The 16,983-nt window shown below is 58.5% G+C and carries 16 protein-coding genes; 5 read left to right on the forward strand and 11 right to left on the reverse strand.

Going from position 1 to position 16,983, the window contains the following annotated elements; genetic code table 11:
• Nucleotides 1-43: 43 nt before the first annotated feature.
• The 9 genes from ACI2KB_RS11715 to ACI2KB_RS11755 all read right to left on the reverse strand — a co-directional run bounded on the left by ACI2KB_RS11715 (nt 44) and on the right by ACI2KB_RS11755 (nt 9,880).
• Nucleotides 44-724, reverse strand: coding sequence for a GntR family transcriptional regulator (locus ACI2KB_RS11715; protein WP_404634595.1), 681 nt, complete (start codon nt 722-724; stop codon nt 44-46).
• Nucleotides 725-815: 91 nt separating this feature from the next.
• Nucleotides 816-4,445, reverse strand: coding sequence for a transporter substrate-binding domain-containing protein (locus ACI2KB_RS11720; protein ID WP_404634597.1), 3,630 nt, complete (start codon nt 4,443-4,445; stop codon nt 816-818).
• 8 nt (nt 4,446-4,453) lie between these two features.
• Nucleotides 4,454-5,080 (reverse strand): response regulator, encoded by a 627-nt coding sequence (locus ACI2KB_RS11725; RefSeq protein ID WP_404634599.1) that lies wholly within the window; start codon nt 5,078-5,080, stop codon nt 4,454-4,456.
• A 381-nt stretch (nt 5,081-5,461) separates the two neighbouring features.
• On the reverse strand, nt 5,462-5,860 hold the full coding sequence (locus ACI2KB_RS11730; protein WP_404634601.1) for a response regulator: 399 nt from the start codon (nt 5,858-5,860) through the stop codon (nt 5,462-5,464).
• A 274-nt stretch (nt 5,861-6,134) separates the two neighbouring features.
• Nucleotides 6,135-7,466 (reverse strand): deoxyguanosinetriphosphate triphosphohydrolase, encoded by a 1,332-nt coding sequence (locus ACI2KB_RS11735; protein ID WP_404634603.1) that lies wholly within the window; start codon nt 7,464-7,466, stop codon nt 6,135-6,137.
• Between the two features lie 84 nt (nt 7,467-7,550).
• A complete protein-coding gene (locus tag ACI2KB_RS11740; protein WP_404634605.1) occupies nt 7,551-8,714 on the reverse strand; it encodes an EAL domain-containing protein in 1,164 nt (387 codons plus the stop codon).
• 121 nt (nt 8,715-8,835) lie between these two features.
• Nucleotides 8,836-9,177 (reverse strand): hypothetical protein, encoded by a 342-nt coding sequence (locus ACI2KB_RS11745; RefSeq protein ID WP_404634607.1) that lies wholly within the window; start codon nt 9,175-9,177, stop codon nt 8,836-8,838.
• Nucleotides 9,174-9,560, reverse strand: a complete 387-nt coding sequence (locus ACI2KB_RS11750; protein WP_404634609.1) for a phage holin family protein — start codon at nt 9,558-9,560, stop codon at nt 9,174-9,176. Before ACI2KB_RS11750 ends, ACI2KB_RS11745 begins: the two co-directional genes overlap by 4 nt.
• Nucleotides 9,561-9,565: 5 nt before the next feature.
• Nucleotides 9,566-9,880: a YqjD family protein gene (locus ACI2KB_RS11755; protein WP_404634611.1), complete on the reverse strand. Its 315-nt coding sequence runs from the start codon at nt 9,878-9,880 to the stop codon at nt 9,566-9,568.
• Nucleotides 9,881-10,235: 355 nt separating this feature from the next.
• Here ACI2KB_RS11755 and ACI2KB_RS11760 point away from each other — a divergent pair, with 355 nt between their 5' ends.
• The 3 genes from ACI2KB_RS11760 to ACI2KB_RS11770 all read left to right on the forward strand — a co-directional run bounded on the left by ACI2KB_RS11760 (nt 10,236) and on the right by ACI2KB_RS11770 (nt 12,985).
• Complete coding sequence (locus tag ACI2KB_RS11760; protein ID WP_404634613.1) at nt 10,236-11,444, forward strand: ammonium transporter; 1,209 nt, start codon at nt 10,236-10,238, stop codon at nt 11,442-11,444.
• A gap of 173 nt (nt 11,445-11,617) precedes the next feature.
• Complete coding sequence (locus ACI2KB_RS11765) at nt 11,618-12,703, forward strand: acyltransferase family protein (RefSeq protein ID WP_404634615.1); 1,086 nt, start codon at nt 11,618-11,620, stop codon at nt 12,701-12,703.
• Nucleotides 12,704-12,745: 42 nt separating this feature from the next.
• Nucleotides 12,746-12,985, forward strand: coding sequence for a glutaredoxin family protein (locus ACI2KB_RS11770; RefSeq protein WP_404634617.1), 240 nt, complete (start codon nt 12,746-12,748; stop codon nt 12,983-12,985).
• Between the two features lie 15 nt (nt 12,986-13,000).
• Here the strand turns inward: ACI2KB_RS11770 and ACI2KB_RS11775 are convergent, their stop codons facing one another.
• A complete protein-coding gene (locus tag ACI2KB_RS11775) occupies nt 13,001-13,267 on the reverse strand; it encodes a hypothetical protein (protein ID WP_404634619.1) in 267 nt (88 codons plus the stop codon).
• Between the two features lie 442 nt (nt 13,268-13,709).
• Here ACI2KB_RS11775 and ACI2KB_RS11780 point away from each other — a divergent pair, with 442 nt between their 5' ends.
• Complete coding sequence (locus tag ACI2KB_RS11780; RefSeq protein ID WP_404634621.1) at nt 13,710-14,603, forward strand: pseudouridine synthase; 894 nt, start codon at nt 13,710-13,712, stop codon at nt 14,601-14,603.
• Between the two features lie 145 nt (nt 14,604-14,748).
• Here the strand turns inward: ACI2KB_RS11780 and ACI2KB_RS11785 are convergent, their stop codons facing one another.
• On the reverse strand, nt 14,749-15,345 hold the full coding sequence (locus tag ACI2KB_RS11785; protein WP_404634623.1) for a cupin: 597 nt from the start codon (nt 15,343-15,345) through the stop codon (nt 14,749-14,751).
• A 229-nt stretch (nt 15,346-15,574) separates the two neighbouring features.
• Between ACI2KB_RS11785 and ACI2KB_RS11790 the strand changes: the two genes are divergently transcribed.
• Nucleotides 15,575-16,912: a PQQ-dependent sugar dehydrogenase gene (locus ACI2KB_RS11790; RefSeq protein ID WP_404634625.1), complete on the forward strand. Its 1,338-nt coding sequence runs from the start codon at nt 15,575-15,577 to the stop codon at nt 16,910-16,912.
• The last annotated feature ends 71 nt before the right edge of the window (nt 16,913-16,983 follow it).

Raw genomic sequence — 16,983 nt, forward strand, 5'->3', positions numbered from 1 at the left:
TTTTGTAAGTGCTCGGTGTCAATAGGGTAGAGCAAGGGGACGTTTATTCGCAGAGGGCTTCCTGACTGACGGCGATGAATTCGAGCATCTTCTGATTGCCATCAAGGATGTCGGTCTGGATCGCGTGCCGTGCCGCCGCCGGGTCCTGATTGCGCAGGGCGTGAAGCACTTCTTGATGGTGTTCGATGGCCATTGTCAGCGAGAAGTGTGCGTAAGCCTGGGCGATCAGGGGACCGGCGCGCATCCACAGGCTGTCAATGTAGCCACGCAGCACCGGCATGCGGGCGGTATCGGCGATGAGGAAATGGAAATCGCTGTTAAGGCGCAGCGCCTCGGTCAGGTCATTGTTGTTGATGGCTTCAAGGTTCAACTGAATGTTGGACTCGACACGTTGAATGTCCGCGCTGGTCGCAGTGCGGGCAGCCGTTTCGGCCCCGAGCCCCTCAAGGTTAAGACGCAGTGTGCGGATTTCCAGATAGGCGGCGCTGTCCAGCACCGGTACGCGGATGTCTTTCGGGGTTTTCAGCACCAGTGCCTTTTCCTTGGCCAGTTGCAGGATGGCATCCCGCACCGGCGTCACACTGGTTCCCAACTGGCTGGCCAGTTCGCGAATGCGCAATCGGTCGTCGGGCTTGAGCCCTCCCGTGATCAGCGCATTACGCAACTGGGCGTATACGTTGCTACCCAGATAGGTGTGATTGATGGCATCGAGTGGGTAGGACATGGTTCACCGAGAGGAGTAGGCATTTCTCGGGGGACTATACAACATGATGCATTAACCATTGAACCACCCGGACTGACGAGCGTTGTGCCGGTCAACGAGGGTTGTGCAATAGTGCCTGTTCCAACGTCAGCATGGCGGCTTTCAACGCCTGCGCACATTGCTCGATAACAGCTGCAGGCACGCCGTTGTCACACCCTTGTTCAAGCTGCGTGCATAACTCGATGACTTCGTTGGCGCTGATGATCCGTGCCGCGCCCTTGATCTTGTGAGCGATGTCGTGGATCTCCTGACGGTTTGCGCGTGCAATGACCTCGTCCAGTTCTTTCGCATCGTCTCGGCAACTGCTGATCAGTTGCGTGATCAGGTGTTCGATCATTTCCGGCCTGTCCCCTGTCAATGCCAGAATACTGTCCATTTCAAAGGGGGAAGGTGTCACGGTGGTCTCCTTTTTCGAGGGGAGGAGCGCGATGCGAGACAGGCGCTCGTTGAGGGCGGTCAGGCTGATGGGCTTGAACAGGCAGTCATCCATGCCCGCTTCGCGACAACGTTGTTTTTCCTCGGGTTGAGCGTTGGCGGTAAACCCCAGTATCGAGCAGGGCGTCTGCCCGATGTGGCGCTCGTGTGCGCGGATCGCCCGCGTCAGGTCGTAACCGTTCATCACGGGCATGTTGCAGTCCACGATGACCAGATCGAAATGCCGCGCCTGCCAGCGCTCCAGCCCCTGAGCGCCTTGTTCGGCCACTTCGCAGCGATGCCCGAGAAACTCCAGTTGTTGACACAGCAGCAGACGGTTGGCGGGGTGATCGTCGACGACCAGAATATCGAGTGCGCCTTCGTGGTCATCGGTAGGATCCTTCGTGACGGGTGTGCTGACCAGTGGTTCCAGTGAGGTCAGATCGAACGTCATCTCTACCCGAGTACCATCGCCAGGCTGGCTGTCGAGGGTCAGGGTTCCTCCCATCATCTCGCACAGGCTGCGGCAGATGACCAGGCCTAAGCCGGCGCCGGTTCGCGCCAGTTGCCCGCCGTGGTCGGCCTGGGCAAAGGGGGCGAACAACCGCGCCTGATCCTCGTGACTGATGCCGATACCGCTGTCCTGGATGACGACATATAGCCGAATGTGTTGGTCGGTGGCAGCGTCATCGGCCTGGAGCGTGATGCGGACCTGCCCGCTAGGGGTAAATTTGATGGCATTGCTGATCAGGTTGGAGAGGATCTGCTTGAACCGCAGTGGGTCGATCAGGACGTCGAGATTGATTCGGCTGTCCAGGTCCAGTTGCAGCGTCAGGCCTTTTTGACGCGCCAATCCGTCGAATACTCGGACCACCGACTCCACGAGTTGTCGCAGATTGGCCCGTTCGGGGCTTAGGGTGAGGCGACCTGATTCAATCCGTGCGATGTCGAGGATGTCGCCAATCAGTTCCAGCAGATCCTTGGCCGAGCTGTAGGCAACCTCGATGGCAGGACGGTCCAGTTGGCCCTGATCGGCGCGCTTGAGCGCCAGCTCCAGCATGCCGATGACAGCGTTCATCGGGGTACGGATTTCATGGCTCATGGTCGCCAGAAAGGTACTTTTTGCACGGTTGGCGTCGTCGGCCTGCTGCTTGGCCGTTTGCAGTTCCTCAATCAGTTGTCGGCGCTCACTGATGTCGATCCAGCCGCCGATGATGCCCTGTACCTTGCCGAGCGAATCCTTGAAAGGCAGGATCCAGTGGTAAATCGTCAGCGACCGCTCGCCGATGTGGAGAGAACGGTCGAGAATCAGTGGTTCCCCGTCGGCCATGACCTGGTGATAGTCCTCGACATATTCTCTGGCCTCCTGGGCATCACTCAGGACCCCATCGAGAATGCTTTTTCCGATCACCGCTTCACGCTGTGCGGAAAACGCGGTCAGGTAGCTCTCGTTGCACATTTGCAACAGGCCTTCGCGATCCCGGACGTAGATCGGATGGGGCGTGCCATTGACCAGCGCGCTCATGAACTCGAACTGATCGTTCAACGCCCGTTCGGCCTTTTCGCGCTGCTTGATCTGGCGCCGCATCCAGGCGTTCCATGCCAGCGAACCCAGCAGGAGCAGGCCGGCACCGATGACGATCTGATAGACCAGCAGTTGGTAATCCTGCCAGGCGCCGCTACCGGCGGGCATGTAGGTGCGCCAACGATTGTTGATGACGGCGAGGTCTTCCGGCGCAATGCTCGACAGCGCCTTGTCGATGATGCTGCTCAGTTCGGTGGCGTTGCGGGACGTCGCCATGGCGATTCGGGCAGGGTCACGGCCCACGGTGACACGCATTTGCAGCGTATCCTGCGCGGCACGGGAAGCGATGAAGTAGCTGGCGCTGAACAAGGAGGTAATTGCCCCTTCGACTCGTCCGTGGGCGAGCATGTCCAGGGCCTGGACGGGGTTGTCTACCTCCACGGGATAAATGCGCGGATGGTTCTGTTGCAGGGTTTCCAGGATCGGGCTGCCGAGGGTGAGCGCGACGCGTTTGCCTTCCAGTTGGTCCAGGTTGGACGGGCCTGAAGGTTCCTTGCGTGTCACCAGGACGAAGGCATTGTCCATGTAAGGGCGGCTGAAGCTGAACCGGTTTTCACGCTCGTCGCTGGGCACCATGGCGCCGATCAGATCGGCTTGCCCCTGATTGAGCCGATTCATCATGTCCGCCATGCTGGGTGCATGGCGGACGTCGAAGCGAAGTCCGGTTCGCAGCCGGATCAGGTCCAGAAGGTCGGCTGTCACGCCGCGAAAGTTGCCGCTGGCATCGAAGAAGGTCAAGGGCGCGTACGCGTCATTGATCACCACGCGAACGGTCGGATGCTGAGCGATCCAGCGTTCCTCGCGTTGGGTCAGTTGCAGTTTCTGATCGGTGAGCAACATGTCTGCACCGGCACCCCAGCGTTTGGAGATCGCAATGCGTTCTTCGATGGGGATGCCTTTGAGTACCTGATTGATGATGTCCAGGAGTTGGGTGTTATCGGCTTTCACGGCAAAACTGAACCCGTTGGGTTCGTGTTTGCCGAAGTTGGCCATCTGTACGTTATTCAGGTAACCCTTGCTGATCACATAGTGTGTCGAAATCGCGTCGCCCAGGAATACGTCGGCCTGATTGAATGCCACAGCGTTGATGGCGCTCTGAAATGAGGGGAACGTTTGAAGTCGAGCCTTGGGATAGAGGGTGCTGATCTCCTCGGGCGGAAGGTAATGGTAAACCATGCTCAGGCGCAGACCGTTGAGGCCATCATTCAGTCCGCGCGTTTCACCGGTTCGGGTCACCAGAACGGGCTGATCCACGGCGTAGGGTGATGAAAGCCTGATTTTCTGGGCGGCGGCTTCGTAGCCATTGGCACTGCCGAGCAGGTCAATGTCGCCCTTGAGCAGTGCTTCGATGGCCTGATCTCGCGTGTCGTAGCGCAGCACCTTGACTGGAAGATCCAGCGCCCGGGCGACGATACCGATGTAATCAGCCGTGAAGCCCTCGTAATCGCGACCGGTCAGGGTCATGTCGAACGGCGGATAATCCGGTGCGGAAGTGCCCAGAATCAATTCGCGCTTGCTGCGTACCCACTGCCACTGAACCCGATCCAGCGTCACCTCCATGTGCGCAGGATTGGAGCGGCTCAGCAGGGTATAGCGTTCGGTCGCACCGGTTTCTGCCTGAGCGCCGAGGCTCAAACATGCCAGTACGACCAGTGTCCCGTAGTCCTTTAACTCTTTCGGCATCCTCTTTCTCACACTAGCGAGTTGCGTTTTGCCATCTCGATAAGTTCTACCAACGTTCTGGCTTTCAGTTTATGCATCAGGCGAGTCTTATACGTACTGACGGTTTTGTTGCTGAGAAACATTCCCTTGGCGATTTCCTTGTTTGTTCGTCCTTGGGCGAAGAGCTGAAGGACCATCAGTTCACGGTCATTGACCAGTTTGAAACGCTCCAGCTCGCTGGGGTCGCCACCCTGATGTGCGGACGCACCCAGTGCCTGGCTCGGGAAGTAATTGTAGCCAGAGAGGACAGCTTTGACCGAACTGACCAGTTCGCTGAGATCTTCCTGTTTGCATACATATCCCGCGGCCCCCGATTGCATACAGCGTATTGCAAATAAACTGGGCGCCTGCGCTGTGAGTACCAGAATCTTTGACGGAAGATTCATGGCGTTAAATCGGGCCAGTACTTCGAGTCCGTCCAGTTTCGGGATGCTGATATCGAGAATGATCAGGTCAGGCATGCACTCGCGCACCATCTGCATCGCGTCCACGCCGTTATCCGTTTCGCCGACGATCTCGTAGTTTTCATTCTCGAGCAGCATACGGATCGCGAGGCGAATGACAGGATGATCATCGATGATAAAAACTGAGTTCATAATTCAATCCATAGCAGGCAGCGAAGAAGACGCGCACCTTATCCCAGAAGCGTGAAGGTGCACATGAGCAGAACGATGCAGTGGTTATATATAGGAAACATCCTACAAAAATCAGAGTATTGCCGTACGCCAATACTCGGCCCGTTCACTGAGTGTTTAAAAAGCGGCACCGATTCTGAGCGAAAAAAGTTATAAGATAAAGTGCGTTTATTTCGATTGGGAATATTCCTACGTTTACATCAGTTTGGTACTACACGTAATAAACGCGGCGTTTTTTTGATGCGATGAACCCTGCCGCTGCTAACGGCATTTTATTAGGAATAAAGGCATCATTAATTGTCGCGGTTGCATTGCAACTGGCTATGAGATGTCAGGCAGGACTCAGCAGTCACTTGGTGAGAATGAAATAAGCCGCAATAGTTCAAGTGTATTCAATGGTTTGCTCAGGCACCCCAGTAATGGGAGGCCTCTTTCGAACGCTTCCCGCTGGATATCGACCAATTGAGCGTCCTCAAGGCCACTGAGTAACACCGCTTGGCGTACGAGATTGCGTCGACTGGCGATCTCGATCAGTTCGATGCCTTTCATGTCTGGCAAACGCTGATCGCAGAGGAGCACATCGTAAGGCTGTTCGCTTCGCTCCATGGCCGTCAGGGCGTCCTCGGCATTCAGGGCGGGGGTCACCCGGTACAATCCGTGGTTGTTGAGCAGGATCTGCAATGCGATGAGCTGAAAGGGATGATCCTCTACCAGTAGAATTCGAAGCATGTCTTTGGGCATCGGCAGGTTCCAGGCGAGGCGAAAGGGCCGGGCGCTTGTGCAGGGTGAGGCGCTCGGCGTATGCAGTGAAGGGCGGCTGCTGGGCGGTTGACGGATGTGCCTGCGCCGCGATGGGACGGGCGGATTATTCGTTAGAGGCCCGGAGGGGGCGATAGGACTTGTCTTGGTCGCGTGTAGGACGTTTCTGAAGATGCTGTTTTCTTTTCCGGAAGCGCTGAAAAGAAAAGCCCGATCACCCTTGGGATTTCGGGCCTGTCGCATTAGGTAAATTCGCTCAGACTGGGCTTGAACGGCCGGTCATCTCTCGGGCCATCTCGCTGGCGTAGCTGTCGGTCATGCCTGCGATGAAGTCGATGACCCGCAGAAACGACGTGTGCAGTGGCCATCCGGGATCGGGCGCATTGTTCCCGAGCAGGTCCAGGATGCGTCGGCTCTTGAACGACGGGGTATGTCCGCCGTATTGCTCCAGTGCGGCACCACAGAACGCGTTAAGCAGGATTTCCAGCGTGGTGTAGGCGCCGATTTCGTGCAGCGTTTTGCGCTTGTCCTGAAAGATTTTCTTTCGCGCCATGTCCTTGGCGCTCAAGACACATCGTTTGGCCGGGCCGTGCATGTGCTCCACCAGATCACCCTGCAGGGTGCCGGCGAGCAAGGCGTCCTGTTGCTCGACGAAAGCCCGGGCGGCGGCATTGGTCAGGTGCTCGATGGCTTTGCCCCGCAGGATGGCGAGTTTGCGGCGACGAGAATCGTCTGGCCCGAGTTGGCGATAGGTGTCCGGCAGGTCGTCCCCCACCAGCCCCAGAAGCAGCGACTCGACCTCCGGGTAGTTCAGCAGCTCCATTTCCAGGCCGTCTTCGAGGTCGATCAGCGCGTAGCAGATATCATCCGCCGCCTCCATCAAGTACACCAGAGGATGGCGAGCCCAGCGTTGTTCTTCGATTTGCGGCAGGCCGAGTTTGGTTGCGATCTGTTCAAGAATGGGCAGCTCGCTCTGGTAACAGCCGAATTTATGCTTTTTGTAGCCCAGTGAGTCGGCGTGGCGAGCGGTCCACGGGTATTTGAGGTAGGTGCCGAGCGTGGCGTAGGTCAAGCGTGTACCGCCTTCGAACTGGTGATATTCCAGTTGTGTCAGCACGCGAAAGCCTTGGGCGTTGCCTTCGAAGTTGAGGAAATCATTGCGCTCGACGTCGTTCATCGCGTCGAGCCAGCCGCGCCCGGCAGCCTGCTTGAACCAGTTTCGGATCGCGTCTTCGCCAGAGTGGCCAAACGGTGGGTTGCCAATGTCATGAGCCAGGCAGGCAGACTGTACGACCATGCCCAGGTCACTGGGATCGCACCAGTCGGGCAGGGCACTGCGCAGGGTTTCGCCGACGCGCATGCCCAGCGAGCGACCGACACAGCTGACTTCCAGTGAATGGGTCAGGCGTGTGTGAATGTGATCGTTGCTGGTGACCGGGTGGACTTGCGTCTTGCGCCCGAGACGACGAAACGCACCGGAAAAAATGATGCGGTCGTGGTCCTTGTGAAACGGGCTGCGCCCGAGTTCTTCCGGGCTGTGCAGGGTTTTGCCGAGGCGCTCGCGGGTGAGCAGGGTTTGCCAATCCAAGGCCGGTACTCCATCGGGTGATTACTGGCCTAGCTTCCCGTTTAGCTCCGCGTGCTGCAAGCAGAAGATGTCGGTCTCGCGCCGTCAAAAGCCTGCAGCGTCAACGTCAATCAGCAGCAGGCGTTTGCCGTTGTCGAAAAACTGCCCTGCCGTCAGGCAATACTGGTTGCTGGTGGCATCACGGTAGGTGTTGGACAGCGTGAGGCGGCGCTCATGCCAGCCTTCGGCGAGCAGGTGATAGAAGTAGGGGCGCCATGACCAGTTGTGGCCCAGATAGCGGGTATCCGCGAGCCAGGCCCCGTTGCGCCACTCCAGATTGGGGGTGAGTTGGGTGCCGTGACGATCGCATTGATAGAAGCGCAGCAACCAAGGGTAGTCCTGCACGTCCGGCAAGTCGCTCAGCGGAGCTTCGCCCTCGGCCCAGCCTTGCAGCCGATGCATGAGCTGACTCAACTGCTTGCGCAGGTTCATCAGGCGCTCTCGTTCCACGACTTTCTGCATCACGTACCGGTCGCGTAATTCAGCGAAGCGGTCGACGAACGCGTCGGCCGCAAAAAAGTCCTGCTCGGCCTGGGCAAAGAGGAATCCCTGTACATAGCGCGAGCCGCACTCCAGCGCGAAATGCAGCTCGGCTTCGGTCTCGACGCCTTCAGCGATGATCCAGCAGCCGGTTTTTTCGGCCATCTGCGCCAGCGCCTTGACAACGTCGCTGCTGGGGCCGCCTCTGGCCGCGGCCTGAAACAGCCGCATGTCGAGTTTGAGAATGTCCGGCTGCAACGCAAGGACGCGATCGAGTTGGGAGTACCCCGCCCCAAAGTCGTCGATGGCGATTCGTGCGCCAGCTTCACGATAGCGAGCAACGACGTCGCTCAGGCGCTGGCTGTCGCCGCCCAGTTCGGTGATCTCGAACACGATACGTTGTGCGGGAATGCCATGCTGTTGCAACTGCTTGAGACTGGGCAGCGATTGGCCCGGACGCAGGCGGCTGATCCAACGTGGAGAAATATTCAGACTTAAAAACCAGTCGCTCGGTGCTTCGTGCAAGCGACTGAGCGCATCGTCACGAATCAGACGATCCAGGCGGCGCAGTTCGATGGCCGGGCGCTTGGGGTCAGCGAACAGGGGACCGACAGACAGCAAGCGACCGTCCTCCTGAAACAGGCGGCCCAGCGCTTCTATACCTGCAATACGGCCGGTGGCGGTATCGATGAACGGCTGAAAGCACGCTAGCGGTTGCCCATCGATCACATGGCCTCCTCAGAAATTATTGGCTTTGTTGTTCAAGCAAAAAAACGCGCCCTGACTCGGTGTGACTATCGAGTCAGGGCGCGGGCAGGTTTGTTTGCAAGAATGCAGCCAAATGGCCAGCTCAGGGGCGGCGACCGGACGTTTGCAGAATCAATCTAATGATGGGCATGAGGCTTGCGCTCAGTTTGATCAGCCGTGTGACGCTGCCGCTGCGCTTGCTGCGCGCGCCTTTACCGGTGAGAAATCCCAGCAGCGAAACGATACCGATCCCCCAGAGCGGCGCGTGTTTGATGCCCAGCGAGCCGGGGAAATCGTGGGCCATGCCGCGCATGCGGTGCAGAGGGCGCATCAGATGGGCGGATTCGTGACGAATCTCTTGGCGATGCATTTCCATGCGCAGACGGATCAGTGCCTTGCGCAACTCGCGGCGATTATGGGTTTGAGGCGAATCAGGGTGGCTCATGGCATCAGTCGCTCACGATCATTGGCCAGTTCTTCCAGGGTGGAATGAAACGGCGAAGATTCATCGAAGATCGCAGACCTCAGCCGCAGAGCGCAGAACAGCGCGGCCAAGGTATAGAACACGCACAGCCCAATAATGCCCGTCAGGCGGTAGCTGTCCCACATCACGATCAATAGCAATGCGGAAAGGCCGATGAGCAGAAGCAGGGCAAAAACCAGTGCCAGGCCGGCGAACAGCAACAGGCTGACGGTGCGGGCTTTCTGCTCTTGCAGTTCAATACCGAACAACTCGACGTGGCTGTGCAGCAACCCAAGAAACGCTGCACCCAGACGGCGCGGCGATGAGGTGTGATCGCTCTCGGACGGACCTGTTTCCAACGTCATATCAGTCAGCGCCTTGTAGCCAGCAGACCCAGCAGGAAGCCCACGCCAGCGGCGATGCCCACCGACTGCCATGGGTTGTTTTGCACGTATTCCTCGGTCGCGACCACCGCTTCCTTACCGCGCTCACGCAGGGCGGCTTCGGCCAGGGCCAGGGTTTCCCGGGCACGCAACAGGCTGTCCTGAATCTGGTCGCGCAGTTCATCGGCCTGGTCTCCGGCCAGAGACGCCGTGTGCGCCAGCAGTTTTTCCGTGTCTGCGACCAGTGTCTGGAAGTCTGCCATCAAAATGTCCTGGGCTTTCTCTGCTGTCGGGCGAGCCATGGTGTTCTCCGTAGGGGTGGCAATAATGGGTTTCGAGTATGGCCTATTAATGAAGGTTCATTCCAATTGCTGTAACAGATGACGGGAATGGCTGGTACAGGTTTTGCTTTGTAGTGGTGCGCCAGGGAGGCGGAGCGCTCCAATGCGGAGCGTGCATGTCGGCGAACACGCCGAAACCTTGATCTAAAACCATAAAACCGAGAAAAACGCCTAGGCGTTCAGCTTTTCTGCCTGTCTGTGTGCGCCAAATCGGTTCGCGCAGTCTCGTCTTGCGCCTGTTTGGTGCTTTTGTCGTGAGCGGTCAGAAGGCTTGTCCTGCTTTGGTGCTTTTCATCACTTGCAGGCCTGCCCGTCGATGGAAAATGTGCAAAGTGCGGTGGACACCTTGGTCCATAGCTCCAATACCCTGTTTATCCTGATCGGTGCTGTCATGGTTCTGGCCATGCACGCCGGTTTCGCGTTTCTGGAAGTCGGCACGGTCCGGCAGAAAAATCAGGTCAACGCGTTATCGAAAATCCTCAGTGACTTTGCTGTCTCGACCCTTGCGTATTTTTTCGTGGGGTACTGGATTTCCTATGGTGTCAGCTTTTTGCAGCCTGCCAGTGTGTTAGCCACTGACCACGGCTACGGGTTGGTGAAATTCTTTTTCCTGCTGACGTTCGCGGCGGCCATTCCGGCCATCATTTCCGGCGGTGTTGCCGAGCGCGCGAAGTTTGCCCCCCAACTATGTGCGACGGTGCTGATTGTCGCTTTCGTTTACCCGTTCTTTGAAGGCATGGTGTGGAACGGCAATTTCGGTTTTCAGTCCTGGCTGCTCAAGTCCTTTGGGGCAAGTTTTCATGACTTCGCCGGGTCGGTGGTGGTACACGCCATGGGCGGCTGGCTGGCCCTGGCGGCGGTGACGTTGCTCGGCGCGCGCAATGGTCGATACCGCGACGGCAAGTTGATTGCCTATCCGCCGTCGAGCATTCCGTTTCTGGCATTGGGGTCGTGGATCCTCATCGTCGGCTGGTTCGGCTTCAACGTGATGAGCGCCCAGACGCTGGATGGCGTCAGCGGCCTGGTGGCCGTCAACTCGCTGATGGCCATGGTGGGCGGCACGGTGGCAGCGTTGATTGTCGGGCGCAACGACCCGGGGTTTCTGCACAACGGCCCGCTGGCCGGACTGGTGGCAGTTTGCGCGGGTTCCGACCTGATGCATCCAGTGGGGGCGTTGGTGACGGGCGTGATCGCAGGCGCCTTGTTCGTCTGGTGTTTTACGGCGGCGCAAGTGCGCTGGAAGATCGACGATGTATTGGGTGTCTGGCCGCTCCACGGCCTCTGTGGCGTTTGGGGGGGAATCGCCTGTGGCATTTTCGGCCAGACCGCGTTCGGCGGCTTGGGCGGGGTCAGTCTGATCAGTCAGTTGATAGGTAGCGCGTTGGGCGTGGTCATTGCGCTAGCGGGCGGCTTTCTTGTGTATGGCGGGGTCAAGCGGTGCCTGGGCCTGCGCCTGAATCAAGAGCAGGAGTATTACGGCGCCGACCTGTCGATTCACAAGATCGGGGCGGTCAGCCACGATTGAGGGGTGACGCAGGTTGGGCGCTGGTTTTAGCAACTTGCTGACCGGCCTCATTCGTCGTCAACCGTTGGCTATGCTTACTCGCAACCGAGTGGGCATGGCTGACGTTGTGCATGCCCCTCGACTTTCCTGTCTTGTCGTCACCCTTGGGTCGACGTCTGCTGTAGGAGAAGTCGATGGAGCGTATCTATTCCCTTCAGGGGCTGAGGGGCGTGGCGGTGCTAGGGGTGGTGCTTTTTCACATGACCGCCGTAGAGCACAAGTATTCGGGCGGTGACATTCTGTTGCCGCCATTGCTGGATTTCTTCCAGCTCGGGGTCGATCTGTTTTTCATCATCAGCGGTTTCGTGATGGTGATCGTCAGTCGTGGTCGCTTCCGGAAGATCGCTGAATCCAAGCGCTTCCTGTTCAACCGCGTATCGCGGATCTATCCCACCTACTGGCTGTACTACGGTCTGACCTTGGCGGTGGTGCTGGTGCAGCCAAATATGGTCAACAGCACGCACGGCTCGTCAAACCTGCTGATGTCGTTCCTGTTGCTGCCCAATGACAAGGTGCTGCTGGTGATGGTGGCCTGGTCATTAGTGTTCGAGCTTTGGTTTTATCTGGTGTTCACCGGGCTGATGCTGTTCCGCGAGCGCTGGTTGCCCGCGTTTCTCGCGCTCTGGGCGGTGCTGCTGGTGGCGTTCAATAGCGTTGAAAACTGGCAGGACTACAACGCCGCGTTACGCATTATTCTTCATCCCTATTCGCTGGAGTTCATCATCGGTGTGGCATTGGCGCTGTTGTTCTATAGCCGCCATTGCGCGCGGATTTCGACGCCGATGATTTTCGTGGCACTGGCGGTGGCGCTGATTCCAGGGGTGGGGCTGATCGGTTACTACCGGCTGTTCGATGACCAGGGGCTGGTACGCATGTTCTCGGTGGGGGCGGTGTTCGGCGTGCTGGTGCTGGGGTTGGCGTTACTGGAGCGACGCCACTATTTGCACATGCCGCCGTTTCTTGTCGCTGTTGGCGATATGTCCTACACCGTGTACCTCTCGCACCTGCTGGTGCTGGGTGTAATCGGGCGTTTCTGGCAGGTGTTCGGCAGTTGGTCAAGCAGCCTACTGGACAACGTGCTGTTCGCGTTGCTGATGATGATGGCTGTGCTGTGTTACGGCTGGGTCGGCTATCGCTGTTTCGAGAAGCCGATTCTGGACCGCTCCAACGATTTTTCCCGGCGCCGCTTCCGGCTCGACGGTATTTCCGGACGGGCCTAAACTGGCCGCACGTTCCGAAATCTGCCAACGGAGGTCTGCGCCATGCCGCCGGAATGTCAGCTATTCAGCACTGTGGGGTGTCATTTATGTGAGGTGGCCGAAGCCGAGTTGATGCCGCTGGTCGAGCATGGCCTGCTGATCGAGCTGGTGGATATTGCCCAGAGTGAAGCGCTGGCCGATGCCTATGGGTTGCGCATCCCGGTGTTGCGGCGCACTGACACCGGGGCCGAACTGGACTGGCCGTTCGACACCGGGCAGGTGGTGACGTTCTTGTGTGACTGAGCGCAGTCGCAGTCTTCAGAGGTATTGCGTGTCAACGACCATCGCTTTGGCGACGGCTTCTTTCTGCGCTTCGGTCATGCCGTCCCAGACGTGGACTTTGGCGTAGTAGCCAAGGCCTGCGACGATGTACAGGCTCAACGTGAAAACGATGAACACCGACATGAACGTCCAGCGACCGACATCGTGCTCGTCATCCGAGAACGATTGCGAATAGCTGTCTTCGCTTTCGGCGGGGGTGCCGGTGGACAGGCGTTTGATCCATTGAAACAGTTGAACCAGCATGGCGTAACCTCAAGTTTGAAAAACGAAATCTGTCGTGGGCCGTGGGCTGATCCGCGCCAACAGGGCCGACGTTGCATGTCCGGCGATTGCGCCTGGAGGCGCGTTACAAACGCTGAAAACGAAAAAAGCCCGTCGAGGACGGGCTTTCTTTTTATGAGTTCAGGTCTGGCAGACGTTTTCGAGTTCGATCACGAAGCATTTCGTGTCGGTTCGGATTCGCGCCTGCTTGCCGATTTCGTAACATTTTAGAACAAATCATTTTCAGCTTCTACTGCTGTCATGTAGATGTCAGACAACTGGTACGTCGGTGGCGTGCGACAAAACGTCGCGTGATCGTGTAACGACCGGAACAGAGCCTTTCGCGCTCATGATCATGCTCCTCGCGCACGAATAGACCCTGAGCGATAATGTCGTCCTTGTCGCATCCGACCCTGAGTGACCCATGTCCGATTCTGCCTTCATTCCCGCCAACAGTCAGGCCAGTACCCTGTATTTGCCGCCAGGCACCTGGCTGACGGTATTTGACTGCCTGTGCGAGCGCTTCAGCGCCATCAGCCGCGATCAGTGGGTGGACCGGTTTGCGCGAGGGCGCGTGCTGGATGGCGAAGGGCGGCCTGTTGCGCTGGATCGGGCGTACCGCGAGGGGATGCGGATTCATTATTTCCGCGAAGTGCCCGATGAGAAGCCGATTCCGGTGCAGGAGCAGATCCTGTACGCCGACGAGCATTTGGTGGTCGCCGACAAGCCGCATTTCTTGCCGGTCACGCCGTCAGGGGAATACGTCGAGCAGACGCTGCTGCGGCGTTTGATTCGTACGCTCGACAACCCGCATCTGGTGCCCCTGCATCGTATTGACCGTCACACCGCAGGGCTGGTGCTGTTTTCGGCCAACAAGGACAGTCGCTCGGCTTATCAGTCGCTGTTTCCGACCCGGCAGATCGATAAACGCTACGAGGCGATCGCCCGCGCATTGCCTGATCTGGAGTTTGCGCGGGTGCATAAAAGTCGCCTGGTGGACGGTGAGCCGTTCTTTCGCATGCAAGAGGGGGAAGGGCCAGCCAATACCGAAACCCGGATCGAGGTGTGTGAGCGCAACGGTGACCTGTGGCGCTACGGGCTTTATCCCGTCACGGGCAAAAAGCACCAGTTGCGGGTGCACATGGCAGCGCTCGGGGCCGCGATCTGTAACGATCCGTTTTACCCCGACGTGGTCAGGGATGCGGTCGATGATTATGACAAGCCACTCAAACTGCTGGCGCAGGGCTTGCGTTTCATTGATCCGGTGACGGGCCAGGAGCGATCCTTTGAAAGCAGCATCACGCTTGCGTGGACGTGAGCGCTCACGCGGTGCCCTCGTTGTAGCCGTATGACGTGCCTGCGGTGGCGTACGAAAGATCGCTACCGCCGGCAAGCCGGACAGCTACGGGAGTGGGGTGTTCACGCTGTAGTAGCAACGTCTGGCGTTTCCTCCCAGCGTCCCCTCAACCCTTAGGCCAATACGTCGTTAACGGCGGATGGCGCCCAGTCACCGGGTCGCTCTCCGGAAAGGGCAATGTGGCCATGCGTTCGATCATGGCTTCGGTGGGGGCTTCTCGGCAGATGTCCCAGTTCTGACCCGGCGGGTAGCCGCCCACCACCAGAAAATCGCTGCTGGCCGACAGACGACAATGGCCGGTTCCCGCAGGCAGGAGCACCACATCGCCTTTTTTAACAGTGACTTCATGCCCATTCGGCCCGCCCAGCATCAAACGCGCGCTGCCTGCGGCAAAGCCGAGTACCTCGTGGGCGGTGGAGTGGTAGTGGTGATAGTCGAACACCCCGTCGCGCCAGGCCGGTTTCCAGCCATTCTGCGTGAACAGCGCTTCCATGGCCGACGCAACGTCGCCCTCGGTGATCACGTCGCGGTAATGCAGCACGGGCAGGCGCGGGTTGTTGGGCACCCAGCCATTGCGTTGCAGGAGCAGTGTTCTGGGTGATTCCATGGTGTTGGCCTCTGCACGATGGGTCGGCAATATCAGTGCGCCTGCGCCGATGATCAATGCTCCATTGATGAAATGGCGCCTGTTCAATCTCGTCATGCTGATTCCCTCCCTTTGGCTAACCTGACCTCAGGTTGCCTGTTGCCGTTCCCCCGAATCCCGTTTGATTGAAACCTTGAACGCCCGCGACGGTCGGTTAATTCGTGCCCGCAGAACAAAGGTCATTTGTGCCTGCCATGCTGTTCGGCGTTGGGCGACACATCGATAATTTCGACGATTTTTGTGTGTCCAGATTCGGCCCATGGAAGGCTGACAAGAGGTTAGAACAATGATGGTGTTGCAACGCGTTGCCCTGCTGATGACCGCCGCGGCCTTGCTCAGTGCCTGCGGTGAAAATTCCAAGTTGCCGTTTCAGGCCGGTGTGGGCCCCAAGCCGCAATTGCCAGAACCGACCACGACGCTGATTCCGACGCTGAAGATTTCCAAGGCAGTGGGCTGGACGGGCAACGACATGCCCAAAGCCCCGGAGGGCTTCAAGGTTCAGGCCCTGGCCGAGAACCTTCAACACCCGCGCTGGTTGTACAAGCTGCCAAACGGCGATGTGTTGGTGGCCGAAAGCAACACGCCGCCCAAGCCCGAGGGCGCTACCGATGGCGGCACGGGGTTGATGGCGTGGGCCAAACGCACGGCATCGGGGATCGTCATGAGCCGCGCGGGCGCCAAGGCGGAGAGTGCCAACCGCATCACATTGCTGCGTGACGCTGACGGCGATGGCAAGGCCGAAGTCCACAAGGTGTTCATCAGCGGGCTGACTTCACCGTTTGGCATGGTGTTGGTGGGCAACGATTTGTTCATCGCCAACGCCGACGCGGTGGTCAAAGTGCCGTACAGCGAGGGCCAGACCGAAATCACGGCCACGCCGGTCAAGGTGACGGACCTGCCTGCGGGACTCAACCATCACTGGACCAAGAACATCATCGCCAACAGCGACGGCAGCAAGCTGTACGTGACCGTAGGCTCCAACAGTAACGTGGGTGAAAACGGTCTGGAAGCCGAAGAGGGGCGGGCGGCGATCTGGGAGGTTGACGCGAAAACCGGGCAGAAACGCCTGTTTGCCAGTGGGCTGCGCAACCCGAATGGTCTGGCCTGGAAACCGGGCAGTACCGAGCTGTGGACGGTGGTCAACGAACGGGATGAGATCGGTAGCGATCTGGTACCGGATTACCTGACGTCGGTGAAGGATGGGGCGTTCTACGGCTGGCCATGGAGCTATTACGGCAATCATGTCGACGTACGCGTACAGCCGCCGCGTCCGGACAAGGTGGCCAAGGCGATTGCACCGGATTACGCGCTCGGTACGCACGTCGCACCGCTGGGGCTGACGTTTTCCGATGCGCGCGGCATGCCGGAGAACTTCTCCAATGGGGTGTTCATCGGCGAGCACGGATCGTGGAATCGCAACCCGCAATCGGGCTACAAAGTGGTGTTCATCGGATTCGAGAACGGGCAGCCGACGGGCATGCCGATTGATTTTCTTACCGGTTTTCTGAACAAGGACGGTGAGGCTCAGGGGCGTCCGGTGGGGGTGATCCTCGATCAGCAGGGTGCGTTGCTGGTGGCTGATGATGTGGGGAACAAGGTGTGGCGGGTGAGCAAGGCTCATTAGAAATCAATGGTCGAGCGCCCCGTTTTTATCATGTGTGCTCTCGCTCCTGCCTTTGCTCTTCATACGCGACA

It is taken from the genome of Pseudomonas sp. NPDC088444, assembly GCF_044900175.1.
Classification (GTDB): Bacteria; Pseudomonadota; Gammaproteobacteria; order Pseudomonadales; family Pseudomonadaceae; genus Aquipseudomonas.

Bases quoted from the DNA above. Each gene is read 5' to 3' on its own strand.
- ACI2KB_RS11715 (WP_404634595.1), bottom strand. From the start codon at position 724: ATGTCCTACCCACTCGATGCCATCAATCACACCTATCTGGGTAGCAAC.
- ACI2KB_RS11720 (WP_404634597.1), bottom strand. From the start codon at position 4,445: ATGCCGAAAGAGTTAAAGGACTACGGGACACTGGTCGTACTGGCATGT.
- ACI2KB_RS11725 (WP_404634599.1), bottom strand. From the start codon at position 5,080: ATGAACTCAGTTTTTATCATCGATGATCATCCTGTCATTCGCCTCGCG.
- ACI2KB_RS11730 (WP_404634601.1), bottom strand. From the start codon at position 5,860: ATGCCCAAAGACATGCTTCGAATTCTACTGGTAGAGGATCATCCCTTT.
- ACI2KB_RS11745 (WP_404634607.1), bottom strand. From the start codon at position 9,177: ATGAGCCACCCTGATTCGCCTCAAACCCATAATCGCCGCGAGTTGCGC.
- ACI2KB_RS11750 (WP_404634609.1), bottom strand. From the start codon at position 9,560: ATGACGTTGGAAACAGGTCCGTCCGAGAGCGATCACACCTCATCGCCG.
- ACI2KB_RS11755 (WP_404634611.1), bottom strand. From the start codon at position 9,880: ATGGCTCGCCCGACAGCAGAGAAAGCCCAGGACATTTTGATGGCAGAC.
- ACI2KB_RS11760 (WP_404634613.1), top strand. From the start codon at position 10,236: ATGGAAAATGTGCAAAGTGCGGTGGACACCTTGGTCCATAGCTCCAAT.
- ACI2KB_RS11765 (WP_404634615.1), top strand. From the start codon at position 11,618: ATGGAGCGTATCTATTCCCTTCAGGGGCTGAGGGGCGTGGCGGTGCTA.
- ACI2KB_RS11770 (WP_404634617.1), top strand. From the start codon at position 12,746: ATGCCGCCGGAATGTCAGCTATTCAGCACTGTGGGGTGTCATTTATGT.
- ACI2KB_RS11775 (WP_404634619.1), bottom strand. From the start codon at position 13,267: ATGCTGGTTCAACTGTTTCAATGGATCAAACGCCTGTCCACCGGCACC.
- ACI2KB_RS11780 (WP_404634621.1), top strand. From the start codon at position 13,710: ATGTCCGATTCTGCCTTCATTCCCGCCAACAGTCAGGCCAGTACCCTG.
- ACI2KB_RS11785 (WP_404634623.1), bottom strand. From the start codon at position 15,345: ATGACGAGATTGAACAGGCGCCATTTCATCAATGGAGCATTGATCATC.
- ACI2KB_RS11790 (WP_404634625.1), top strand. From the start codon at position 15,575: ATGATGGTGTTGCAACGCGTTGCCCTGCTGATGACCGCCGCGGCCTTG.